Raw genomic sequence first — 22,139 nt, 5'->3', positions numbered from 1 at the left:
ATGATCGCAATGAGGACTATTATCCTTGCAGCCTTGACCGTCGTCGGCGCGGGGGGCGTTGCCTTCGGTGCAAGCGCTCTCAACAGAGACCAGGAGCCGCGCACGATTGTCGTCACCGAAGGCGGCAGCAAGTCCGAATTGGCGATCGGCGCCGGCGAAACTGTCGATTTCTGCTTCAATGGCTGCTTCGTCACCTTGCCCAATGGCGACCGCGAAGCCCTTACCGGAGCCGAGACCATCGAAATTTCGGGCGGCGTCGCCCGCATCAGGTAGCCCTTCGGATGCATATGTCCACAAGGCCGGGTTTGCCCGGCCTTTCGTTTTTCCGGTAGCGGACTCTTAACGATGCGAATGAAAAGCGCAGTCGTCCGCAGCCCCGTTTAACCTTCCCTAGCGCCACCAAAGCTATATCCCGCCTGGCCGCCGAATTTGGTTTCGGCCTCCAACAGGCAGCGCGGGGCAGCCATGGACACGCGATCTCATCACGATGCGATACCGCTGGCCGTCGATCTCGACGGCACGCTGATTGCCGGCGATCTGCTCTGGGAAAGCTTGTTCGTTCTTCTGCGCAAGAACCCACTGCTGGTGTTCATGGTGCCGCTGTGGCTGCTGCGCGGTCCGGCCGCGCTGAAGCAGGCTATTGCAGCGCGCATCGACATCGACGCCGCCTCGCTGCCCTACCGCGAAGAGCTGATCGAGCGCCTGCGCGGGGAACGCGCCGCGGGCCGCAGGATCGTCCTGGCCACCGGTTCGCCACGAAAGTTCGCGGAAGCGGTGGCAGCGCATCTCGGCCTGTTCGAGAGCGTGTTCGCAACGGAAGGGTCGGAGAACCTGACCTCCGGGCGCAAGCGCGCGACGCTGGTGGCAGCCTACGGCGACGGCGGTTTCGACTATGCGGGAAACAGCCGTCACGACCTCAAGGTGTTCGACGCCGCCCGCCACGCTTTGGTGGTGGCACCCGACCGGCGTGCCGCGCGCTGGCAGGCGGCGCATGGCGGCGACCTGATTGCCGCGCCCCGCGCCAGCCTGCGCACCGTGCTCAAGATGCTGCGGGCGCATCAGTGGCTGAAGAATACGTTGATCGTCGTGCCGATGGTGCTGGCGCATGATTATTTCCAGCCCGGCATGCTCGCCGCCTGCCTTCTGGCCTTCATCTCCTTCAGCGCGATGGCGTCTGCCATCTACATCGTCAACGACTTCTTCGACCTTGCGCTCGACAGGCGGCATCCCACCAAACGTAACCGGCCCTTCGCCAGCGGCGTTCTTTCGATTCCGTTTGGAATGGCATCGGTGGCGGTGCTGCTGGCCATAAGCGTGGCGGCGGCGCTGTTTCTGCCCTGGGAATTTGGCGCCGTGCTGGCCGGCTATTTCGTCGCCACCACGGCCTACTCGCTGGCCGTCAAGCGCATGCTGCTGATCGACGTGCTGACGCTGGCCTGGCTCTACACCGTGCGCATCCTGGCGGGCGCGGCAGCCACGGGCGTCGACGTCTCTTTCTGGTTGCTGGCCTTCTCCATCTTCTTCTTCCTGTCGCTGGCGTTGGTGAAGCGCTATGTCGAGTTGCGATCCACCGAGCTTGTGCCGGGCGAGCGTATCGCCGGCAGGGGCTACCGGGTGGAAGACCAGGAAGTAATCGCCCAGGCCGGAATGGCCGCCGCTTTCTCGGCCACGCTGGTGCTCGCCCTTTATATCGACAGCGCGGCGGTGCGCGAGCTCTACTCCCATCCCTGGATGGTGTGGCCGCTGGCCCCGGTTGTGCTGTACCTGACCATGCGGGTCTGGATCCTGGCGCGGCGCGGCGAAATGGATGAGGACCCGGTCGTGTTCATCATCCGCGACTGGCGCAGCCAAATCATGGTGGCAGCGGGGGCTGCAATGCTGCTGGCAGCGGTGCTGGTGCCGTGACGGGCAATTACGCCAGCTTTGGCCGCACCAACCCGGCAACGCCGCGCGCGATGCCGGCGGGAGAGGCCGTCGCACTGCTGAAGCGTGCAGGCGTCGCAGCGCCAGGCTCCCTTCTCGCCTATGGCAATGGCCGCTCCTATGGCGACACCTGCCAGAACCCTGCCGGCAGCCTGGTCGATATGCGCGGCATGAACCGCATCCTCTCCTTCGATGCCGCAAGCGGCGTCTTGGAGGCCGAGGCCGGCGTGCTGCTTTCCGACATCATCGCCCATGCCGCACCGCACGGCTTTTTCCCTGCAGTGGCGCCGGGCACGCAATTCGTGACGCTGGGCGGCGCGATCGCCAATGACGTGCATGGCAAGAACCATCATCGTCGGGGCACCTTCGGCTGCCATGTCGTATCCTTCACGCTGCTGCGTTCGGACGGCCGCAGTTACAAATGCTCTGCCTCCGAGAACCCTCGCCTGTTTGCAGCGACTATCGGCGGCATGGGGCTGACCGGCCTTATCCTGTCGGCGAGCGTCCGCCTGATGCCCGTGCCGTCGCTGAACGTCATCGAGCAGGTGACGCGGTTTCGTGACCTAGCTGAATATTTCGACCTCGCCGAAGCTGCGGATGGCGCCAACGAATATGCGGTTGCCTGGATCGACCAGCTTGCCGGCGGCAGCGCCACTGGGCGCGGTCTGTTGCTGACCGGCAATCATGCCGAGCACGGTGCGCGGGCGGCGGGTGCTTCCGGCGCCCGGCTGGGAGTGCCGTTCCAACCGCCGGTCAATGTGCTCAACCGGCCTTTCCTGAAAGTCTTCAACGCGGCTTATCGCTGGGGCAAGGGCAGGGCCGCCGATCCGCGCAGGGCGCCCTATCGAAGCTTCTTCTTCCCGCTCGACGGGGTGCGGAACTGGAACCGGCTCTATGGCCCAAAAGGGCTTTTCCAGCACCAGAGCGTCATTCCGGAAGAGACCGCGCGGCAGGCCATCCCGAACCTGCTTGCGGCTGCGCAGGATGCCGGGCAGGGGTCGTTCCTTACCGTGCTGAAACGATTCGGCGCGCAGCGCTCGCCGGGCCTGCTGTCGTTCCCGCGACCCGGCTACACGCTGACGCTGGACTTTCCCAACAGGGGTCCTGCGACGCTTGCCCTGCTCGACCGCCTCGATGCCATCACGGTCGCGGCCGGCGGCGCGGTCAACCCTTACAAGGATGCGCGCATGGGGGCGGCCACTTTCGAAGCTTCGTTTCCGGACTGGCGGCGGCTCGAGGTGCTGCGCGACCCTGCCTTCGTTTCGGGTTTCTGGACGCGCACGGCTCTGGCGCTTGGCGGTTGGGGTCGTCAACAGGCGGCCGAATGAGAAAGGCGGGAACTGGGATTCGTTAAAGTTGAAGCAAATGTTTCACGAAGTCTTTTCGGCTTGCGTCCTAGGGTTGTGATATGAAATACATCGCATTCATCCTCTTCACAGTCATGACCAACGCCGCTGCCCAGCTCATGCTGAAGCAGGGCATGATGACGCTCGGGCCGATTTCCTTCGAGGGCACCAACCCGCTGCTGAAGATGCTGCAGATCGTCTTCAGCCCGTGGGTGTTTGTCGGGCTGCTCACCTTCGTCATCTCGATGGCCTCGCATCTTTATGTGCTCTCCAAGGTGGAGCTGTCCTTCGCCTATCCCTTCCTTAGCCTCGCCTATGTGGCCGTGGCGGTGTTCGCCTATTTTGTCTTCCGCGAAGACCTCAACGCCTGGCGCATCGCCGGCATCGCCTTCATCTGCGTCGGCACGGTGCTGATCGCCCAGAGCGGTCGCGGCAGTGCCGAGGTCGCGTCGACCAACCCCGTTCAAACAAGTGAGCTTGCGCAATGAGACATGTGATCTTCGGCGGCGACGGCTTTGTCGGCCGCCATCTCGCACCGAAGCTTCTGGCGGACGGGCAGGAGGTGATCGTCGCTGACATCGTGAAGAGCGACCTGCCGCATTACCGCAACGTCCGCTTCGTGCATTGCGACGTGACCGATTCCGTGGCCGTGGCCGGGCTCGGCCTCAAGGCCGACGACATGGTCTACAATTTGTCGGCCAAGATGCTGTCGCCCATCCAGGTGCGCGCCAAGCGCCACGAGTTTTTCTGGCCGGTGAACTATCACGGCACCGAAAACATCATCCTCGCGATGGACAAGGCTGGCGCGCCAAACCTGGTCCACTACACCACCGACATGATCTACGGCCATACCAAGACCTTTCCGATGACCGAGGAGCATCCGGTTGAGCCGCTTGGCGAATATGGCCTTTCCAAGCTGAAGACTGAGGAACTTGCCGCCGAATGGCGCAAGCGCGGCATGAACATCTCGCTGTTCCGCCCACGCCTCATCATCGGCCCCGGACGTCTCGGTATCCTCGAAAAGCTGTTCAAGCTGATCGACTGGAACCTGCCGGTGCCGATGATCGGGTCGGGCCGCAACCCGTATCAGTTCATTTCGGTGTTCGACTGCGCGGAGGCCGCCCGGCTTGCGTGGAAGGCGGGGGTGCCCAACGAGGCCTACAATCTGGGTTCGCTCAACCCGCCGCCGGTGCGCAAGCTCCTTGGCGATCTCATCCGCTCGGCCGGATCGAAGTCGATATTGCTGCCGACGCCCGGCTGGGCGGTGAAGCGCACGCTCGACCTGCTCGACCTGATCAACATGCCGATCATGGACCCGGAGCAGTATCTCATCGCCGACGAGGAATGCGTGCTCGACGTCTCCAAGGGCGGGCGGGAACTGGGCTGGGTGCCGCAGTATCGCGATGAGGACATGCTTATCGCCGCCTACAAGGAATATCGCGCCAGGAAGGACGGCAACGCCGTCGCCGCAGCCAGCGTCGCGGCCGAGTGATCCGGCCGAAGGGGGAGAGTTGAGATGAACGTCATGACCAAGCCGAATGCCGATGACAGCCTGAGCCAGGTCGCCGCGCCGGCGCTGTCGCCTGCGAGCATCGCCAAGCCGGATCTCATCACCGTGGACCAGGCCAAGGCGATGGACGTCGCGCGCATGACCGACCTGTTCAAGGCGCATCTCAACCCCGGACAGCTGCATTTCATGAAGCTGCTGGGCTTCCACAAGGTGAAGATCGAGCGCGCCGAGGGCATGTACTACATCGACGCCAACGGCCGGAAGATCCTCGACTTCTTCGGCGGCTTCGGCTCGCTGGCGCTGGGCCACAACCATCCGCGCATCCTGGCCGAGCGGACGAAGTTCCAGGAAGAAAACCGGCACGAGATCGCCATTGCCTTCATGTCGCAATATGCGGCGGCCCTTGCGCACAATCTGGCGCAGATCTCGCCGGGCGACCTCGACATGGTCTTCCTCGGCTCCTCAGGTTCCGAGGCCATGGAGGCGGCAATCAAGCTCGCCGAGCGCGTCGCCGGGCCCAAGCGGCCGAAGATCGTCTACGCGGAAAATTCGTTCCACGGAAAGACCAAGGGCGTGCTCTCCATCACCGACGGCCAGCTCTATCGCGCCGAATTCAAGGTGACGGACAACACGGTCCGCGTGCCCTTCGGCGACATCGAGGCGGTCGAGCGGGCGTTCAGGTCTGATCCCGAGATTGGCGTGATCGTGCTGGAGACGATCCAGGGCGGCGGCGGCATCGTGCAGGCGCCCGCCGAGTTTTGGCAGAAGCTGCGCGCGCTGTGCGACCAGTATGGCGTGCTGTGGGTGGCCGACGAGGTGCAGTGCGGCGTCGGCCGTTCGGGCCGCTTCTATGCCTTCGAGCACTACGGCGTCGTGCCGGACATCACCGCAGTCGCCAAGTCGCTCGGCGGCGGCAAGTCGGCCATGGCCGCGATGATCGCGCGCCGCGAGGTCTACATGAAGGCCTATGGCACGCCGAAGACCGCCATGATCCATGCCGCCGCTACCTTCGGTGGCATCGGCGAGGCGTCCATCACCGCCATCGAAACGCTGAACGTGCTCTATGATGAGGGGCTGATCGAGAACGCCGCCGTCACCGGCGATTACCTGCTCCAGCGCCTGCAGGCGCTGCAGGACAAATATCCGAAGATCATCAAGGAAGTCCGCGGCAAGGGTTTCATGATCGGCCTGGAGTTCCAGGATTTTTCGCAGACCTTGCCGATGGTGCTGCGGCCGGTCGTCGGCATGCTCGACGACAAGCTGAAGGGCTCGCTGTCAGGCTTCGTCGGCGCGCTGCTGCTGCGCGATTACGACGTGCTGGTTGCCTTCACCGAATACAACCGCAATGTCGTGCGCCTGCTGCCGCCGCTCATCTGCCAGCGCGAGCATGTAGACAGGCTGGTGGATTCGCTGGACGACCTCCTGTCGCGCGGCATCGTCGCCATCGTGAAGGATTTCGTCAAAAGCCAGGTCACTTAAGGGTCGCGTCCTAACGAGCCGGCAGCTCCCCCGCCAGGCGCGGGTGGACGAAGGCGTCGTTGCAGTCGTCCAGCCGGATGCGCGTGTGATCCTTCAGGCCTTCGCCATAAAGCTCCAGAAGCCGCGCATTGGCAGTCGTCAGCGGGCAGGTCGGCAGCAGCGCGATGTCGACGTTTCGTACTGCTTCCAGCTCCTGCGAGCCGGTTTCGGGCACCGCGCGGTAGGGATCAGCGCCGATGGCCAGATGCATCGGCGCGCTGCGGTCCATCAGCCACGGATAAGGGTTGACGAAGTTGAGGTTCATGATCGTTTCGAAGCGAATGCCCGCCTGCTGTTCCAGGTCGAGCAGGCTGCCCACGGCGCGGTCGGTGCTCACAAGATGCCCGATCTGGAAGTCGAAATCCGAATAGAGCAGTGGGGCCGGTAATTCACCCATCCCGACAAAGCGGTCGAACGGCTCACGATGCTCGGCCAGGAAGGGCAGCATCCTCATTGCCCGCTGCATGACTTCCGGCCGCGCGCTTACGGCGCCGAGGGTCTTGAGGTGCCCGTGCGGCAGCTCGACGTTCTTCGCCGCGCCGCCATAGGTGCGTGCGGCGCGCTCCACGGTGTTGACCAGAGGCGGCAGCACGCATGCGCCGGCGAGCGCCATGGTGGCGATCAGGATCTTCGGCGTGGCGAACATGCGCCCCGCCTTGAGCAGAACGGCCAGCACGGCCGGCCATACCAGGATCATCGCCTGGCTTCCGGTGTTCTGTGTCTCGAAGAAAATGCCGGCGAAGAGCACGGCGACGAGCCAGAACGCGTCGTTGTCGAGCAGCTTGGCGACCGCTCGGGCGCTGCATTCCTGCCGAATGCCCGCGACTGCGGACGCCAGACGCTGCCGCTCGGCGTAAAGCACCACGGTGGCGAGCAGGAGTCCGGTCATCGCCACGCCGAAATTGAGCGAAGCCGATTGCACGAAGCGCGGCGCCAGCGTGCTCTCGTTCATGGCCACAAGCGCCAGAATGTCGGCGACGTAGTTCGAGACCAGGCCTGTTGCGAACTCGATGATCGCCAGCACGGCGAGAAAGCCGAGAGCGGAGGCAAGGGCATGGCGCAGCGAGATGCGGCCCGTCAGGAAGGCGAAGGCGCAGAGCAGACCGCCCGCCACCGCGCCGGTGATCTTGCCGAAGAATAGCGCGAGCATCGCCAGCGTCACGACCAGAGCAAGAACGCGCTGGTTGCGCACGAAGATCAGGGCCGCGGCAAGGACGTAGAGCAGTTGGCTGGCCTGCCGGTTGTAGATGCCGAAGCCGTCCGAGCCCGGATAGGGATAGAAGTCGCGCGTGTTGAAAGGTAGCACCGCGAACACCAGGAACGGCACCAACAGCGCAAAGGCGGTGCCGCGCGATCGCTGGTCGACCTGTTGCACCACCAGCGCCATCAGCGGGGCGGTGACGATCAGCCAGCACCAGTGCGCCAGCAGCGCCGGCTGGGCGTTGGGAAACAGCCACGCCGCGCCGGCAAAGACGTAGTAGCCGAGCGGGCCGACGGGCGTGAAGAAGTCGTTGCTGGGCACCTGGCCGTCGAAGATGCGGTTGGCCGCGTCGAAGTAGATGAAGACGTCCCAATACATCGGGCCGATGGGCACGGTGATTGGGAGCAGGAGCAAGCCTGCAAGCACCACTGCCATCGCCGCAAGCAGTCCGAGCGGCGAGCCGATGACCGATCCGCGCGAAGCCTTTCGCGCCTGTTCCGTGATTGTCGCCATGCGCCCGCTCTTCCCACCCGAAACCAGCCCGCCGTGGACAAGCCGCACGGCGGCGGCTGCATTGTTGCCGCGCGTGGTTAACAAGCCGTCTACCGACGGGATAGGCTGTTGCTGTGCGGACTGTCGCAAGCAAGTTCCGGATAAGTCGCGCTGCTTTTGCGGCGTGTCGCAAACAGGCTGCAATGGTGGCGCGGCATTGCCTTATAGTCCGGCCGCAATACCACTTTGGAGTCGCGGGTAATGTCAGGTTTTCCGGAAAAAGCGAGAGTCGTCATCATCGGGTTGGGCGGCATTGTGGGCGCATCGGTCGCCCATCACCTGATCGAGCGCGGATGGGACGATATCGTCGGCATCGACAAGTCCGGCATCCCGACCGATATCGGCTCGACGGCGCACGCCTCCGACTTCTGTTACGCGACCAGCCATGACTTCCTGTCGTGCTGGACGTCGCTTTACTCCATCGAGTTCTTCGAGAAGATGGGGCATTATGCACGCATCGGCGGCCTTGAAGTCGCTCGCGTCGGCGATGACGGCCGCATGGACGAGATCAAGCGCAAGGTCGCTTCGGGCAAGGCGTTCGGCACGCGCGCCCGCCTGATCGAGCCTGCCGAGATCAAGGAAAAGTTCCCGCTGATCGAAGAGCACATGGTGCAGGGTGGCCTGTGGGACCCCGATGCCGGTCTGGTCATCCCGCGCTCGCAGACGGTTGCCGGCAAGCTGGTCGACCAGGGTGTGGCCGCCGGAAAGCTGCAGGCCTTCGCCAACACGCCAGCCAAATCGCTCGTCATCGAGAACGGCCGCATCAAGGGCGTGGTGACCGACCGCGGCACCATCATGGCCGACCATGTGGTGGTCTGCGCCGGCCTCTGGGGCCGCTTGATCGCCGAGATGGCGGGCGAGGACTTGCCGGTCATGCCGGTCGACCATCCGCTCACCTTCTTCGGCCCCTACAACGAGTTCGAAGGCACCGGCAAGGAGATCGGCTGGCCGCTGCTGCGCGACCAGGGCAACTCGGCCTATATGCGCGACACCGGCGACCCCAAGACTGCCGAAGGCGGGCAGATCGAATGGGGTTATTACGAGGAAACCAATCCGCGCCTTTGCCACCCGCGCGACCTTCTGGAGAAGCACGAAGCCCGTCTGTCGCCCTCGCAGCGCGACCTCGAGATGGAGCAGATCCTCGAGCCGCTGGAGCGGGCCATCGAACTGACGCCGATCCTTGGCGAGCTTGGCTACAATGAAGGCCATTCCTTCAACGGCCTGCTGCAGGTGACCACCGATGGCGGCCCGTCTATCGGCGAAAGCCAGAAGGTTCGGGGGCTCTGGTACGCCGTCGCCATCTGGGTCAAGGACGGCCCCGGCATGGGCAAGCTCATCGCCGACTGGATGACAGACGGCCGCACGGCCATCGACCATTCAAGAATAGACTATTCGCGCTTCTATCCCCACCAGACGCAGGAAGACTACATCGCCGGGCGCTGCACGGAATCGGCGCAGAAAATCTACAATCCGGCCGTGCATCCGCGCGAGCCCTATCTCAACGGCCGCAGCGTGCGCCGCTCGCCCTTCTACGAGCGCGAAAAGGAGCTTGGCGGCTACTTCATGGAGCTTGGCGGCTGGGAGCGTGCTCACGGCTATGCTGCCAACGAGCATCTGCTGGAGAAGTATGGCGACTGCGTGCCGGTGCGCGAGAACGAGTGGGACAACCGCCATTTCTGGCGCGTCTCCAATGCCGAGCATCTCGCCATGAGCGAGGATTGCGGCATCGTGAACCTCTCGCATTTCGCGATGTACGACGTCGAAGGCCCGGATCACGTCGCCCTGATGGAATGGGTGTGCGCGGCCAAGATCGGTGGCGATGCCAATATCGGCAAGGGCATCTACACCCACTTCCTCGATGACGAGGGCATGGTGCGCGCCGACCTGACCGTGATCCGCATGGCCGACCGCTGCCGCGTGATCGACGGCGCCGATGCCGGACCGCGCGATTTCAACTACATGCGCCGCGTGGCTGAGGACAAGGGATTCGACGTCACCATCACCGACGTGACCGAGAAATATGTCACCGTCGGCATCTGGGGTCCGAACGCGCGGGCCACGCTGCAGAAGGTCGTGGAAGACCCGGAAGGCCTGACGCAGGAGAACTTCCCCTTTGCCGCCATCAAGCCGATCAGGATCGGCGGCAAGGACGTCACTGCCTTCCGCATCTCCTATGTCGGCGAGCAGGGCTGGGAGCTGCACATGCGCTACGAGGATGGCCTGGCCGTCTGGGACGCGCTGCGGTCGACCGGCGTGATGGCCTTCGGTGTGGAGACCTACGCCAACAGCCGCCGCATGGAGAAGTGCCTGCGCCTGCAGAACGCGGATCTTTTGACCGAGTACAATCTCATCGAGGCCGATCTGGCTCGCCCGAAGGTCAAGGAGGCCGACTTCCGCGGCAAGGCCAAGCATCTGGAATACAAGGCCCGCGCGAACCAGCCGGCCATGCTCTGCACTTTGGTCATGACCGACAACGTCGACTCCAAGGGCGTTGCCCGCTACCCGGTCGGCATCATGCCTGTGATGGACCCGGAAACGGGCGAGACGCTGGTCGACGAGCTCGGCCGCCGCTCCTACACGACCTCGGTCGCCTACGGCCCGACCATAGGCAAGAACATCGCTCTGGCCTACCTGCCTTGGGCCTATTGCCAGGAGGGCCGGAAGCTCACGGTCGAATATTTCGGTGAGACCTATCCGGTTGAAGTGGTCGCCATCGGCTACAAGCCGCTCTACGACCCGGAGAACCTCAAGCCGCGCAGCTGAGCATGATCGCCCCTCCCTCCGCGGAGAGGGCGATGACATATAGAATTCGACCCCCACTCCGGTTTGCTTCGCAAACCACCTCTCCCCCGCTCGGGGAGAGGAAACGCCGTCCGTGAGCTTGGCACCCTTCCTCTCCCCTTTTGAGGGGGAGAGGTGCCGAGCGAAGCGAGGCGGAGTGGGGGTAAGTCGCCCCATATGCGTTTGCCCAGCCCTTCGAACGACAAAAGGCCCGGATTTTCCGGGCCTTTGTTGTTTCGTGCGGAGAGCTTTCGTCTCAGGCAGCCATGAGCTGCTTGCGGTCGACGCGCTCTTGCTGCGGCGAGCGGGCGTAGAGCTCGCGGTAGCATTTGGAGAAGTGCGAGGCCGAGACGAAGCCGCAGGCGACCGCCACCTCCACCACCGGCATCGACGACTGGATCAGCAGGTGCCGGGCGCGGTCGAGGCGGATTTCCAGATAGTAGCGCGCCGGCGAGCGCCCCATTTCGGTGCGGAACAGGCGCTCGATCTGCCGGCGCGAGAGGCCGACATGGTCGGCGATCTCGATCAGCGACAGCGGTTCCGAAAGGTTCGCCTCCATCAGCTCGATGATGGTCAGCACCTTCGAGTTCTGCACGCCCAGACGCGCGCGCAGCGGCAGACGCTGGCGGTCGGTGGGGCTGCGCACGCGGTCGGTCAGCACCTGCTCGCAGACACGGTTGACGAGGCTTTCGTCGAAATCCTCGCCAATCAGCTTCAGCATCATGTCGAGGGCGGCGGTGCCGCCGGCGCAGGTGTAGATGTTCTGGTCAACCTCGAACAGGTCGGCAAAGACATTGGCCTTGGGGAAGGCTTCCTGGAAGCCGGGCAGGTTTTCCCAGTGGATCGCGCAGCGCTTGTTCGACAGCAGGCCGGCCGCGGCCAGCACATAGGCGCCGGTACACAGGCCGCCAATGGCGACGCCGCGATTGTATTCCTCCCGCAGCCAGGCAAAGACCGACTTGTTGTGGTACTTCTCGACGTTCATGCCGGTGCACACCACCGCCATGGACGGGCGGTCAGAGCCGGCCATCTTGCGGCGCTCGTCCTCCAGCGAGGTGTTTACCGAGCACTCCACGCCGTTGGAAGCGCGCACCGGCTTGCCGTCCAGGCTGGCCAGTCGCCAGCGATAGGCTTCGTAGCCCAGCATGCGGTTTGCAATGCGTAGGGGATCTAGTGCCGTCGCAAAAGCGACCATGGTGAAATCAGGTATAAGAAAAAATACAAGCGATCTTTTGATCGGATGCTTTACGACGTTCAAGGATTCCTCACGCATTCCCAAATCCGCGAACAACATGTCGCGATCAGCAAAGCGACATCAGGAAAAGCCTTGCATGTCAATGGGGTGACAAAAAGGCGCAAATCTAAATTTGCGACATCGGCCTGTTCGCCGGATTTTGCGCCGAAGTGGCGACGAGTGACCACCGCCCCCGGAAGTGAGAAATGGCCGCCACTTGCAGAGCGCAGGGCGGGGGAAGCCGGGGAAAATTCGCCCCGGCTGGAAGCGGCTTTGGTCCCTAGCGAACCAGAATGCCGAGGCGAGCGCCGGCAACGGCACCGGACTGTCCGGGCATGGTCTTGTTCAGGCGCTGGCGCTCAAGCGCAGTGGTCAGGTTGATCTCGCGGCGGCTGCCGCCGAAAAGGCGGGAAAAGAGCTTCATGACGCGTGTCCATGCAAAGAGGGCTACACGGGGTGCCTTCGCGCGTTGGAGTGGGGCAGGCCGTTGGTTGGCTTCGATATAGTCCCTTTCAGGCGCCTGTTCGGCAGGGAATGCGAAGTCTCTGGACGCGAATGCGACACGGCGGGTGACGCGCTTACGCTCGGAAGCCGAACATCGGGGCGGCAAGCGCCTGCCGGATTTGATTGCTCGCGCCCGGCAGGCATAGCGGTCCGCAAGATCACCTGCCTCCTGCCTGGCATCCGTGTGGCAGGCACTTCGTCATAACGTCCGGCCAGCCGATGTCCTTCTGGATTTCGAACGGCAGCGAGCGGACCGTGCGCTCGGTCAGATAGCGCGAGCGAACCTTCGAGTAACGCGCGGCGATATTGCCGATCCTCGCAAGGATAGACATGACGTACTCCTCTCGATTGTGGTGGCGGAACTCCGGCATCCGGCGCCGACTGTTCAATGCTTGGACCGGGTGGTGCTTTTGTCCCGGTACCATCTTCACGGTGTTGACTGTGCTACCGTTCTCATGTTCAATCAAACGAAATGAAGTGATTATTCGGATCAGAAAAATTGAAAGAGTAGGCCGTGACCGCTCCCCTCAATCATCCTCTGCCGGTGCTTGACCTCGACGTGCTGCGCACCTTCGTGGCAATCGCCGAAACCGGAAGCTTCACCACGGCGGCCAACGCCGTCTTCCGCACGCCTTCTGCCGTTTCCATGCAGATCAAGAAGCTGGAAGACGTGCTCGGCCGCACCGTGTTCTCGCGCGATGCCCGCTCGGTATCGTTGACCACCGATGGCGAGATCCTGCTTGGCTATGCACGGCGCATGTTGTCCATCAATCGCGAGGCAGTGTCCAAGTTCATCGTGCCGGACATCACCGGCGTCGTGCGCCTCGGCTCGCCGGACGATTATGGCGAGCGCATCCTTCCGCATGTTTTGAAACGCTTTGCCCAGTCGCATCCCTCGATCGCCGTCGATGTGATCATCGACCAGAGCAAGAACCTGTGGCGCCGCATGGACGACCGCACGCTCGACATCACGCTTCTGACCAACTCCTACCAGACCGCCATGCCAGGCGCCGAGACGCTGATGACCGAGCCCATCGTGTGGGCGGCGGCAAAGGGCGGTTGCGCGCATCTGCGCGAACCCCTGCCGGTGTCGCTGTGGGAGGAGGGCTGTGCCTGGCGCGCCAGTGCGCTCGAGGCGCTCGGGCGTGAAGGGCGCAACTACCGCATCGCCTATATGAGCGCCCACACGGCCGGCCAGCGCGCCGCCATCCTGGCCGATCTTGCGGTCGCGCCCCTGCCGCGCTCCTTCATCGGTCCCGAACTGATGGAACTGGGCGCCAAGGACGGCTTGCCCGAGATCGGTGCCTACAGCCTGGCGATGGTGGTGACGCCGGAGGCCAAAGCACCGGTGCAGGCGGTGGCCGATCATATCCGCGCCACCTTCGAGGTGTTTCGCGAGACCGGCAAGTTCTTCTGAGGCCTACAGCCTGCGCACTGTCGGGGGCGCCCCGACTGCTGCGCCAAGGTCCCGGACTAATCGCTCAGATAGGCCACGATACGGTCGCGGGCGCGGCGGGCCTCCGGCATGTCGATCAGCGGCCAGACATGGAACATGTCCGGCTCCACCAGCAGCTCCAGATCAACGCCCTGCGCGCGCGCTTTTTCGGCGAAGAGGAGGTTGTCGGGCGTCAGCAGGTCGCGCGTGCCGGTCAGCAGCAGCGTCGGCGGCAGCACGGAAAGGTCGCCATTGATCGGGCTGATGCGCCAGTCGCTGCGGTCCATGCCCGCGCCATAGAGGCGGATCGCCTCAAGCCCGCCGGGAATGTCGAGCCACGGGTCCTGCGGCGCCATGCGCCAGATGGCCTCGTTCGTCAGCGTCATGTCGAGGCCGGGAGAGATCAGTACGTGGCTTGCAGGAATGGGCATGCCCTCGCGCGCGCCCATCATCGTCATCACCACCGCCATCGTGCCGCCGGCGGAGTCGCCCATGAAGACGATGTCCTTGGCTGCCGTCTCGGCCAACGTGCGGCGATAGACCTCGAGCACCATCGAATACATGTCGTGGATGTCGTGCTCGGGCGCGATGGGGTAGATCGGCACCGTCACGCGCATGCGGAGGCGCTCGGCCATCTCGGCCGCAAGAAACCAGTGATAGCTGGTGATTTCAAAGCAATAGGCGCCGCCGTGAAGATAAAGAAGCCGGCGGGGGCCGGCATCGCGAGGCACTATCTCATAGACCGGGAAGCCTTGCGCCTCGCTCTGGTTCACGGCGAAGCGCCGGTAGAGCCGGGCGGGGGGCTCGTGGCGCTCGGTCTTTCGGGCATCGGCGATCCAGCGATTGAGGTTCTCGGCGCTGGCGAAGGCCTTCTTGCGGCTGTGCTTGATGACGAGGGCGACCAGGCGACTCTTGAGACTGGACATGCAACGAACTCCCGGATCTACCGGCTGCTACGTGTCGCCTCCCAGTCTCTGAATTTGTGGCCGGCCGCGCGATCGTCAAGACCAGCGCGGCCGGCCGAGGCTTCAGCCCCGGCGCCTTGCGGCGCGGTCCTCGCGCGAACGCCGGCGCGGTGCGCCGTCGCCACCGGACGCCTCGTCCGAAAGCACCTTGCGCGGCGGCAGCTTCACCTGTTCGGAAAGCTTGGGGAACGGGTCCACCTTGTTGGGCATCGCCATCGCGTCGATGAAAAGCTGTTGGAAATGAGGCTCCAGCGCGGTTTCGATCTTCTCGATGCGGCCGACTTCCTTCTCGATCTCACGGCGATGGTCGCGGTTCAGCAGCGCCATCAGCGCGCCGGTGCCGGCGGCGTTGCCCACTGCCTTCACCTCGGTTAGGTCGCAGTCGGGGATCAGGCCCAGCACCATGGCGTATTTCGGATCGATGAAGGTGCCGAACGCGCCCGCAAAGCGGATCATGTCGACCGTCTCCACGCCCTGCTTTTCCATCAAGAGCTTGATGCCGGCATAGAGTGCCGCCTTGGCGAGCTGGATGGCGCGTATGTCGTTCTGCGTCACCGAGATGCGCGGTTCACCATCACGGAGCAGATAGGAGAAGGTGCGGCCGTTCTGGAAGATGCGCGGCGAGCGGGCGGCAAGCGCGCCGTCGATGACACCATCCTCCGAGATCACGCCGGAAAGGTACATCTCGGCCACCACCTCGATGATCGCCGAGCCGCAGATGCCGGTGACACCGGTGGCCTTGGCATCTTCCTCGAAACCTTCCTCGTCCGACCATTTGTCGACGCCGATGATGCGGAATTTCGGCTCCAGCGTCTCGGGGTCGATGCGCACGCGCTCGATGGCGCCGGGTGCCGCACGCTGGCCGGACGAGATTTCCGCGCCTTCGAAGGCCGGGCCGGTGGGCGACGATGCCGCAACCACGCGCTCCCTGTTGCCCAGGATGATCTCGGCATTGGTGCCGACATCGACCAGCAGCATCATCTTGTCCTGCCGGTATGGACCTTCCGACAGTGCCGCTGCGGCGGCGTCAGCGCCGACATGGCCGGCGATGCATGGCAGCAGATAGACCCGGCCACCGCGGTTGAGCTCGATATCGATGTCATGCGCCCAGTAGTGCGTCGCGCCCGATACGGCCAGCGCGAAGGGCGCCTGGCCGAGTTCGGTCGGGTCGATGCCCAGGAACAGGTGGTGCATGATCGGGTTGGCGACGAAGACCGCGTCGAGGATGTCGTGGCGGTCGACGCCGCCTTCCTCGCACACCTTGCCGATCAGCGAGTTGACCGCCTCGCGCACGGCCTTGGTCATTGCCTCGCGCCCGTCCGGGTTCATCATCACGTAGGAGACGCGGCTCATCAGATCCTCGCCGAAGCGGATCTGCGGGTTCGAAGTGCCCGACGAGGCGACGATGCGGCCCGAAAGCAGCGACACCAGATGCATGGCAATCGTGGTGGAGCCGATGTCGCAGGCGATGCCGTAGGCTTCGTTCTTCAGGTCCGGCCACAGGCCGATGATGCAGGGCTGCGACGAAGGGGAGTCGCGGTGGACCGCGGCGGTCACGCCCCAGTTGCCCTTGCGCAGGATGCCCTGGACCTCGGGGATCAGATGCGGCGCGATGGCCAGGTCTTTCCAGCCCCAATCCTTTTCAAGCACCAGCTTCAGCCGGTCGAGGTCGCCCAGCGGCTTGTGCATGTCGGGCTGTTCGACTTCCACGAAGCAGAGCTGGACTGCCGGGTTGCGGTCGATGTGGCGATCGACGGCGGCCTTGCGCACCACCTGCGCGTTGATGACCGTATCCTGCGGCACGTCGACGACGAGGTCGCCCTGCACTGTGGCCGAGCAGGACAAGCGCCGCCCCTCGGGCAGGCCGCGCACGCGCTCGTAGCGTTCTTCCTTCGGGCCCTTGGGCGAGATGTGGTCGTTGGATGAGACGATCTTGTGCTTGGCGAAATTGCCTTCCTGCACCTCGATCTGGCAGCGGCCGCAAGTGGCGCGCCCGCCGCACACGCTCTCGACATAGACGCCGAGCTGGCGCGCGGCGTCCAGCACCGGCGTGCCGACAGGGAAATGCCCGCGCTTGCCCGAAGGCATGAACAGGACCAACGGATCGGTGATGTTGGGGGGAGGGTTCATGTCAGGCACTCCTTGCAGCCGCGCATCCATCCGCCACTTTCGGGCGGGCTCGCGCAGAGACGACATTTGCGATCACTAGCGCAGCGATTGTCTTGCGAAACGGGTCACGGCCCGCCCATCGGGCAGGCCAGGATCCAAACTCGAAATTCTCGGGTCTTCCGCCATCGGAGCGGAAAATCCGGACGCCAACGCCCCCGGCTGAAAGCCTTTGTCTTCCCATCCGGCCAAACGCGCCGGACGGACATGACTGGACGTGGTGGGCCACGGTGTTCTCCGGCTGGACTACCCGCGTGCCATCCGCGCCTCGCGGCCGCCGCGCCGGCGTCCGCCATTGCTGGCGGCGGCATCGCCGGGGGCGCTGACGGCCGCCGAGGCGGGGGCGGCGTGGCCGCCTTCGGCCGGCTTGTAGTCCTTGTAGGTCTTGATCCAGGTCGTGCAGTTCTCGTCGGTGCCGTTCAGCACGTTGGCGCCGCGAACAGCCTCCATTTCCTGCGGGCGGCAGGGGTTCATGATGGCGCTGGTCATGCCGGCGCCGATCACCATGGGAATGAAGGCCGAGTTGATGCCATGGCGGTGGGGCAGGCCGAAGGAGATGTTGGACAGGCCGCAGGTGGTGTTGACTTTCAGCTCCTCGCGCAGGCGGCGCAGCAGCGCAAACACCTGGCGGCCGGCGTCGCCCAGCGCGCCGATCGGCATCACCAGCGGGTCGACCACCACGTCATGCGCGGGGATGCCGTAGTCGGCGGCGCGCTCGACGATCTTCTTGGCGACCGCGAAGCGGACGTCCGGGTCCATGGAGATGCCGGTCTCGTCGTTGGAGATGGCCACCACCGGCACGTTGTACTTCTTGATCAGCGGCAGGATGGCCTCGAGCTTCTCTTCCTCGCCGGTGACGGAGTTCACCAGCGGGCGGCCCTTGGCAACCCTCAGCGCGGCCTCGATGGCGCCCGTCACCGAGCTGTCGATCGCCAGCGGCAGATCCACCAGTTCCTGCACGATCTCGATCGTCTGCACCAGCAGGCCGGGCTCGGTCGCGTTGGGGTCGACCGTGGTCACGCCGGCATTGATGTCGAGCATGGTGGCGCCCGCCGCCGCCTGCTCCAGCGCGTCCTTGCGCACGGTGTCGAAGTTGCCGGCCATCATCTCAGCGGCAAGCTTCTTGCGGCCGGTCGGGTTGATGCGCTCGCCGATCACGCAGAAGGGCTGGTCGAAACCGATGATGATTTCCTTGGTCGCCGAGGCGACGATCGTACGGGTCATGAAGTTCTCCGTTGGGATATAAAGATTTCTTTATATCGTTATCAGTGTCGTTTCAATTGCGGCCGGCGGCTCAGTGGGCGGCCTTTTCCACCAGCTGTCCAGGCTGCTGTGTCGCGTCGTCGTGCAGGATGTGGTCGAGCCTGTCGGCGACCATCTGGTCGTCGGCGCGGACCTCGCGCTTCCAGGGCTTGCGGCCCTTGAGCACGCCCGATTCATGCACGATCTCGGCGACATATTCCTCCTGGCGATAGGCCATCACGTGGATGCCGGAGACGCCGGGGATCTCCTTCACCTCGTTGATCATGTCGATGCAGATCTGCTTGCCTTCCTTCTTCTGGTCCTGCGCCCCTTCCAGGCGCTTGATGATCGAATCCGGAATGTGGATGCCCGGCACGTTGGAGCGGATCCACTTCGCCGTCTTGGCCGAGGCGAGCGGGCCGACGCCGCACAGGATGAAGACCTTCTCGGTCAGGCCGAGGTCGCGGGCGCGTTCCATGAAGTTGCGGAACATCGGCACGTCGAAGCAGTACTGCGTCTGCACGAACTGCGCGCCAGCGGCGATCTTCTTGGCAAGATGGATCGGGCGGAAATCGTAGGGCGGCGCAAACGGGTTGACGGCGGCGCCGAGGAAGACCTGCGGCGGCGTGGTCAGCTTGCGACCCGACAGGAACTTGCCATTGTCACGCATGATGCGGACGGTTTCGAGCAGCGACGAGGAGTCGAGGTCGAACACCGGCTTGGCGCCGGGCTGGTCGCCGGCCTGCACGCCGTCGCCGGTGAGGCAGAGGATGTTGGCCACGCCCATGGCAGCCGCGCCCAGAACGTCGCCCTGGATGGCGATGCGGTTCTTGTCGCGGCAGGCGATCTGCATGATGGGCGCATAGCCCATGCGCGTCAGCAGGGCGCAGATGCCCACAGACGACATGTGGCAGTTGGCGCCCGAGGCGTCGACCGCGTTGATGCCGTCCACCCAGCCGTCGAAGATCGCCGCGCGTTCGTAGACGTCCTGTGGATTGGCGCTGTCGGGCGGGTTGAGCTCGGTGGTGACGGCAAATTCGCCGCGGCGCAGCACGCGCTCGAGGCGTCCGCGCGAGGAATGGCCGGGCAGCGGGTCCAGCGGCAGGTCGATGCCGGCCGGGTTTTCGTCGGGATGGGGAGGACGCGGCGTGGCCATGTTCATGCAGGTTCCTTGTTTGCGGCCTCGCGCGCGGCGGCGGCTTGCGCGGTCACGCGCAGCCAGGCCGAGGTTTCGCGCAGCGACTGGTCGACCGGCTTCTGGACGTTGAGGATGGCGTCGCCATTGGCCATGTTGCGCGAGCCTTCCCATGCCTTCACCCACACGCAGGGCATGTCGGGCTCGACCTCGCAATTGCCGTTGGCGCGCACGCCGCCGCAGGGGCCATTGCGCAGCTGCTTGGGGCAGTTCATCGGGCAGGACATGCCGGTGGAGGAAAGCACGCACTGGCCGCACATGCGGCAGTCGAACATGAAACCCTTCACGCGCTTTTCGACGAACTTCACCGGCGCCTCGACGCGGGCGTAGCCGATGCCCTTCCACAGCGGATGCAGCAGAAGGAAAACATCCGCGAAACGGGCGTAAAACCATTCGAGCAGGCGCGAGTGGCGGATCGACCACAGGCGGACACTGTACTTGCGCTGCACGCGCCGCTGCGGCGACACGTCGGCCGGCTTGTAGTCGCTCTTCGGCGCGGCCTTCTTGACCAGGGTGGCCTGGGTAACGATCGGCTTGGTGTCAGACATTTTCCTTGCCGCCTGCTTTCACGAGGGCAACCAGCCGCTCGCGGGGATAGTCGCTGTCGAGCGCGGCAGCGGCCTTGTCGGCCTCGGCTTCCAGGTCGTCGCCCACCGGCACCGGGTCGGCCTTACGCCACTCGGCCAGGTAGGCGTCGGTGTCGCCGGCGCCGGTGCGCATGGCGCACATGTCGATCGCCTCGGTGAAGCGCAGCGGCAGCTCGCGCTTGGCATTCTGCCGGCCCTTCTTGACGATGACCTGGGCGGGAATGTCGCGCCAGTAAACTATGATCAGATCGGCCATTTCGGTCTCGCTTTGTTGCTGATCGAGCATTGCCGCAACCGTCGCCATCCCGCTTGTTATGGGACGACGCGCGCGCCTTCAAAAGCGACGTAGGGCCGTGTCGCAAACAGGAATAGCGATGAGGCATTCAGGTGGGAGCGAAAACCTGCTGCGCGGGGCCTACCAGACGCCCCGGCTGATGCCGTTCCAGAGATAGGTCCATATCGGCGGATGGTACCATTGTTTCGAGGGCAGGCCGGTGTCCAGCGGCGTCAGGCGGTCGGCCAGTGCATCCTCGAGGGCGCGCACGCACATGCCCCGCGACATGGCGGCCAGCCGCAGCGCATAGGAGGCGATGTTGTCGCCTTGGCCGGGCTTGCAGCGCAACTGGTAGAGCACCGCGCCGGTGTCGACGCCTTCGTCCACCAGATGAATGGTGGAGCCGAAATTTTCCGTATCGCCGGTAGCCAGCGCCCAATAGGCACCATTCATGCCGCGGTATTTCGGGTTTATGGCGGCGTGGTAGTTGAGCACCGGACAGTCGATTGCCGCGAGCGTGCGACGCGTCAGCATACGGCAGCCGGCCAGGAAAACGACGCCCGGCCGGATTTCGCTGATCGCCGCCAGGCATTCGGGCGAATTGGCCGAAGGCACACGCACGATCCGCTGGCTGGGCCGCGGCTCGGTGATGAGGTTGTTCTCGGCGATTATATTTTCCATGCGGCCCGCCAGGAAACGCTTGCCGAGTCTTGTTAGCACCATCGTGGCCGCTTGCCCGCCGACAGAGATCCAGCCTTGCCGGCGCGCCCGTCGCCTGAGGATGCCGGCCTTGGATTCCGGCGTTTCGAGGATGACGATAACCGGGCCGAGCGCTTCGTTGATGGCGTTGATGATGGCCCAGACATGCGGGCCGCCTTCGGTCACCACGACGATGGGCTTCTTGTCCGGATGGGGAATCATGGGAACTCGACAGGCGCTGGGTGCGGGGGCTGCTTAGTCAGCCGGCCGCTGCCATATTTTTGCACGGCGAGTTTTACCGGCCGCTTAATGCCGCGCTCAGGCGCCGGGGTCTGCCGCCTTCGCCAGCGACGAGGTCAGGTCGCCATAGCCGGTGAAGCGGCGTTCATAGGCAAGGCCAAGAAGTTTGGCGGCATCTTCCGCCACCTTGTCGAGTTCGGGGTCGTTGGTCTGGGCCAGATAGACCACTTTCTGGTAGTGCCCGAAATAGTCGCGGATCAGTTCCGGATGGCGGTCGAGACCCAGCGGCTTGATGAAGAAGGCGTCGAACTGCCGGCACAGGAAATCGGTCATGTAGAAGGAAAGCATGTCGCCATCGGCGATCGCCTCGAAGGCCTTCATGCCTTGGTAGAAGGCGAAGCAGTGGGGCCCGGCCATGCGCTCCACGCCATGCTTCTCGCACACGCTGTCGAGCATTCCGCCGGTACCGCAATCGGCATAGCCGACGAAGATGCGGTCATATCCTTCGGCCTTGGCCTTGAGGATGGCCTTGTCCAGCGCAGGCGGAATGCGATCGGGATAGTAGTGGAACTCGGCCGGCAGGCAGGTGAGGTCGAGATGGTCGAGCGCAAGCTGCTCCTTCACCGCCAGAATCTCGCGCGCAATCATGCCGCAGGCGATCACCAGGAGCCGGTCGGGACTGTCTTTGGCGATGTTCGGTGCGGTTTCCATGGCGAGTGTGGGCTTTTTGTCCTTGCGCGTATATCTCGACTATCTAATACCAGCGC

General features: G+C 64.3%; 20 protein-coding genes. 8 read left to right on the top strand and 12 right to left on the bottom strand.

Annotated features, from left to right (window positions below; genetic code table 11):
• Window positions 1–9 precede the first annotated feature (9 nt).
• The 6 genes from ABLE86_RS01935 to ABLE86_RS01910 all read left to right on the top strand — a co-directional run bounded on the left by ABLE86_RS01935 (window position 10) and on the right by ABLE86_RS01910 (window position 6,258).
• The gene (locus ABLE86_RS01935; protein WP_348777226.1) at window positions 10–273 is read left to right on the top strand and encodes a hypothetical protein; all 264 of its coding nucleotides are present in this window, start codon (window positions 10–12) and stop codon (window positions 271–273) included.
• Window positions 274–465: 192 nt separating this feature from the next.
• Complete coding sequence (locus tag ABLE86_RS01930) at window positions 466–1,905, top strand: UbiA family prenyltransferase (RefSeq protein WP_348777225.1); 1,440 nt, start codon at window positions 466–468, stop codon at window positions 1,903–1,905.
• Window positions 1,906–1,955: 50 nt separating this feature from the next.
• Complete coding sequence (locus tag ABLE86_RS01925; protein WP_348777719.1) at window positions 1,956–3,251, top strand: FAD-binding oxidoreductase; 1,296 nt, start codon at window positions 1,956–1,958, stop codon at window positions 3,249–3,251.
• An 80-nt stretch (window positions 3,252–3,331) separates the two neighbouring features.
• The gene (locus ABLE86_RS01920) at window positions 3,332–3,757 is read left to right on the top strand and encodes an EamA family transporter (protein ID WP_348777224.1); all 426 of its coding nucleotides are present in this window, start codon (window positions 3,332–3,334) and stop codon (window positions 3,755–3,757) included.
• Window positions 3,754–4,761, top strand: a complete 1,008-nt coding sequence (locus ABLE86_RS01915) for an NAD(P)-dependent oxidoreductase (RefSeq protein WP_348777223.1) — start codon at window positions 3,754–3,756, stop codon at window positions 4,759–4,761. The genes ABLE86_RS01920 and ABLE86_RS01915 overlap by 4 nt, the downstream gene beginning before the upstream one ends.
• A gap of 24 nt (window positions 4,762–4,785) precedes the next feature.
• Window positions 4,786–6,258 (top strand): aspartate aminotransferase family protein, encoded by a 1,473-nt coding sequence (locus ABLE86_RS01910; protein ID WP_348777222.1) that lies wholly within the window; start codon window positions 4,786–4,788, stop codon window positions 6,256–6,258.
• Between the two features lie 10 nt (window positions 6,259–6,268).
• Here the strand turns inward: ABLE86_RS01910 and ABLE86_RS01905 are convergent, their stop codons facing one another.
• The gene (locus tag ABLE86_RS01905; RefSeq protein WP_348777221.1) at window positions 6,269–8,011 is read right to left on the bottom strand and encodes a hypothetical protein; all 1,743 of its coding nucleotides are present in this window, start codon (window positions 8,009–8,011) and stop codon (window positions 6,269–6,271) included.
• Window positions 8,012–8,251: 240 nt separating this feature from the next.
• Between ABLE86_RS01905 and ABLE86_RS01900 the strand changes: the two genes are divergently transcribed.
• Entirely contained in the window at window positions 8,252–10,813 is a 2,562-nt protein-coding gene (locus ABLE86_RS01900; RefSeq protein WP_348777220.1) for an FAD-dependent oxidoreductase, read from the top strand.
• A 274-nt stretch (window positions 10,814–11,087) separates the two neighbouring features.
• On the opposite strand, the gene ABLE86_RS01895 is transcribed toward ABLE86_RS01900, so the two are convergent.
• The 3 genes from ABLE86_RS01895 to ABLE86_RS01885 form a co-directional block, all read right to left on the bottom strand.
• Window positions 11,088–12,104: a GlxA family transcriptional regulator gene (locus ABLE86_RS01895; RefSeq protein ID WP_348777219.1), complete on the bottom strand. Its 1,017-nt coding sequence runs from the start codon at window positions 12,102–12,104 to the stop codon at window positions 11,088–11,090.
• 241 nt (window positions 12,105–12,345) lie between these two features.
• Window positions 12,346–12,489 carry a hypothetical protein gene (locus tag ABLE86_RS01890; RefSeq protein ID WP_348777218.1) on the bottom strand — a complete coding sequence of 48 codons (144 nt, stop codon included), beginning with the start codon at window positions 12,487–12,489 and terminating at the stop codon, window positions 12,346–12,348.
• Window positions 12,490–12,727: 238 nt separating this feature from the next.
• Complete coding sequence (locus ABLE86_RS01885; protein WP_348777217.1) at window positions 12,728–12,901, bottom strand: hypothetical protein; 174 nt, start codon at window positions 12,899–12,901, stop codon at window positions 12,728–12,730.
• Window positions 12,902–13,083: 182 nt separating this feature from the next.
• Here ABLE86_RS01885 and ABLE86_RS01880 point away from each other — a divergent pair, with 182 nt between their 5' ends.
• Window positions 13,084–13,986, top strand: coding sequence for a LysR substrate-binding domain-containing protein (locus ABLE86_RS01880; RefSeq protein WP_348777216.1), 903 nt, complete (start codon window positions 13,084–13,086; stop codon window positions 13,984–13,986).
• Between the two features lie 56 nt (window positions 13,987–14,042).
• Here the strand turns inward: ABLE86_RS01880 and ABLE86_RS01875 are convergent, their stop codons facing one another.
• From ABLE86_RS01875 to ABLE86_RS01840, 8 genes are all read right to left on the bottom strand, one after another.
• The gene (locus ABLE86_RS01875) at window positions 14,043–14,930 is read right to left on the bottom strand and encodes an alpha/beta hydrolase (protein WP_348777215.1); all 888 of its coding nucleotides are present in this window, start codon (window positions 14,928–14,930) and stop codon (window positions 14,043–14,045) included.
• Between the two features lie 102 nt (window positions 14,931–15,032).
• The gene (locus tag ABLE86_RS01870) at window positions 15,033–17,099 is read right to left on the bottom strand and encodes an ASKHA domain-containing protein (RefSeq protein WP_348777214.1); all 2,067 of its coding nucleotides are present in this window, start codon (window positions 17,097–17,099) and stop codon (window positions 15,033–15,035) included.
• Between the two features lie 282 nt (window positions 17,100–17,381).
• Window positions 17,382–18,359 (bottom strand): methyltetrahydrofolate cobalamin methyltransferase, encoded by a 978-nt coding sequence (locus ABLE86_RS01865; protein WP_348777213.1) that lies wholly within the window; start codon window positions 18,357–18,359, stop codon window positions 17,382–17,384.
• Window positions 18,360–18,429: 70 nt separating this feature from the next.
• Entirely contained in the window at window positions 18,430–19,539 is a 1,110-nt protein-coding gene (locus ABLE86_RS01860; protein WP_348777212.1) for a methylenetetrahydrofolate reductase, read from the bottom strand.
• Window positions 19,536–20,120: a methylenetetrahydrofolate reductase C-terminal domain-containing protein gene (locus ABLE86_RS01855; protein ID WP_348777211.1), complete on the bottom strand. Its 585-nt coding sequence runs from the start codon at window positions 20,118–20,120 to the stop codon at window positions 19,536–19,538. Before ABLE86_RS01855 ends, ABLE86_RS01860 begins: the two co-directional genes overlap by 4 nt.
• A complete protein-coding gene (locus ABLE86_RS01850) occupies window positions 20,113–20,415 on the bottom strand; it encodes a virulence factor (RefSeq protein WP_348777210.1) in 303 nt (100 codons plus the stop codon). Before ABLE86_RS01850 ends, ABLE86_RS01855 begins: the two co-directional genes overlap by 8 nt.
• Window positions 20,416–20,574: 159 nt before the next feature.
• The gene (locus tag ABLE86_RS01845) at window positions 20,575–21,354 is read right to left on the bottom strand and encodes a formyl transferase (protein ID WP_348777209.1); all 780 of its coding nucleotides are present in this window, start codon (window positions 21,352–21,354) and stop codon (window positions 20,575–20,577) included.
• A gap of 96 nt (window positions 21,355–21,450) precedes the next feature.
• Window positions 21,451–22,083, bottom strand: coding sequence for a DUF1638 domain-containing protein (locus ABLE86_RS01840; protein WP_348777208.1), 633 nt, complete (start codon window positions 22,081–22,083; stop codon window positions 21,451–21,453).
• Window positions 22,084–22,139 lie beyond the last annotated feature (56 nt).

The organism is Mesorhizobium sp. KR2-14 (genome assembly GCF_040049255.1).
Lineage (GTDB): Bacteria > Pseudomonadota > Alphaproteobacteria > Rhizobiales > Rhizobiaceae > Pseudaminobacter.
The sequence above is the reverse complement of the archived record's forward strand: the minus strand, read 5'-3'. Positions and strand labels throughout refer to the sequence as shown.

Excerpts from the sequence above, each read along its gene's own strand:
- ABLE86_RS01935 (WP_348777226.1), top strand. The coding sequence starts at position 10 with ATGAGGACTATTATCCTTGCAGCCTTGACCGTCGTCGGCGCGGGGGGC.
- ABLE86_RS01930 (WP_348777225.1), top strand. The coding sequence starts at position 466 with ATGGACACGCGATCTCATCACGATGCGATACCGCTGGCCGTCGATCTC.
- ABLE86_RS01925 (WP_348777719.1), top strand. The coding sequence starts at position 1,956 with ATGCCGGCGGGAGAGGCCGTCGCACTGCTGAAGCGTGCAGGCGTCGCA.
- ABLE86_RS01920 (WP_348777224.1), top strand. The coding sequence starts at position 3,332 with ATGAAATACATCGCATTCATCCTCTTCACAGTCATGACCAACGCCGCT.
- ABLE86_RS01915 (WP_348777223.1), top strand. The coding sequence starts at position 3,754 with ATGAGACATGTGATCTTCGGCGGCGACGGCTTTGTCGGCCGCCATCTC.
- ABLE86_RS01910 (WP_348777222.1), top strand. The coding sequence starts at position 4,786 with ATGAACGTCATGACCAAGCCGAATGCCGATGACAGCCTGAGCCAGGTC.
- ABLE86_RS01905 (WP_348777221.1), bottom strand. The coding sequence starts at position 8,011 with ATGGCGACAATCACGGAACAGGCGCGAAAGGCTTCGCGCGGATCGGTC.
- ABLE86_RS01900 (WP_348777220.1), top strand. The coding sequence starts at position 8,252 with ATGTCAGGTTTTCCGGAAAAAGCGAGAGTCGTCATCATCGGGTTGGGC.
- ABLE86_RS01895 (WP_348777219.1), bottom strand. The coding sequence starts at position 12,104 with ATGCGTGAGGAATCCTTGAACGTCGTAAAGCATCCGATCAAAAGATCG.
- ABLE86_RS01890 (WP_348777218.1), bottom strand. The coding sequence starts at position 12,489 with ATGAAGCTCTTTTCCCGCCTTTTCGGCGGCAGCCGCCGCGAGATCAAC.
- ABLE86_RS01885 (WP_348777217.1), bottom strand. The coding sequence starts at position 12,901 with ATGTCTATCCTTGCGAGGATCGGCAATATCGCCGCGCGTTACTCGAAG.
- ABLE86_RS01875 (WP_348777215.1), bottom strand. The coding sequence starts at position 14,930 with ATGTCCAGTCTCAAGAGTCGCCTGGTCGCCCTCGTCATCAAGCACAGC.
- ABLE86_RS01870 (WP_348777214.1), bottom strand. The coding sequence starts at position 17,099 with ATGAACCCTCCCCCCAACATCACCGATCCGTTGGTCCTGTTCATGCCT.
- ABLE86_RS01865 (WP_348777213.1), bottom strand. The coding sequence starts at position 18,359 with ATGACCCGTACGATCGTCGCCTCGGCGACCAAGGAAATCATCATCGGT.
- ABLE86_RS01860 (WP_348777212.1), bottom strand. The coding sequence starts at position 19,539 with ATGAACATGGCCACGCCGCGTCCTCCCCATCCCGACGAAAACCCGGCC.
- ABLE86_RS01855 (WP_348777211.1), bottom strand. The coding sequence starts at position 20,120 with ATGTCTGACACCAAGCCGATCGTTACCCAGGCCACCCTGGTCAAGAAG.
- ABLE86_RS01850 (WP_348777210.1), bottom strand. The coding sequence starts at position 20,415 with ATGGCCGATCTGATCATAGTTTACTGGCGCGACATTCCCGCCCAGGTC.
- ABLE86_RS01845 (WP_348777209.1), bottom strand. The coding sequence starts at position 21,354 with ATGATTCCCCATCCGGACAAGAAGCCCATCGTCGTGGTGACCGAAGGC.
- ABLE86_RS01840 (WP_348777208.1), bottom strand. The coding sequence starts at position 22,083 with ATGGAAACCGCACCGAACATCGCCAAAGACAGTCCCGACCGGCTCCTG.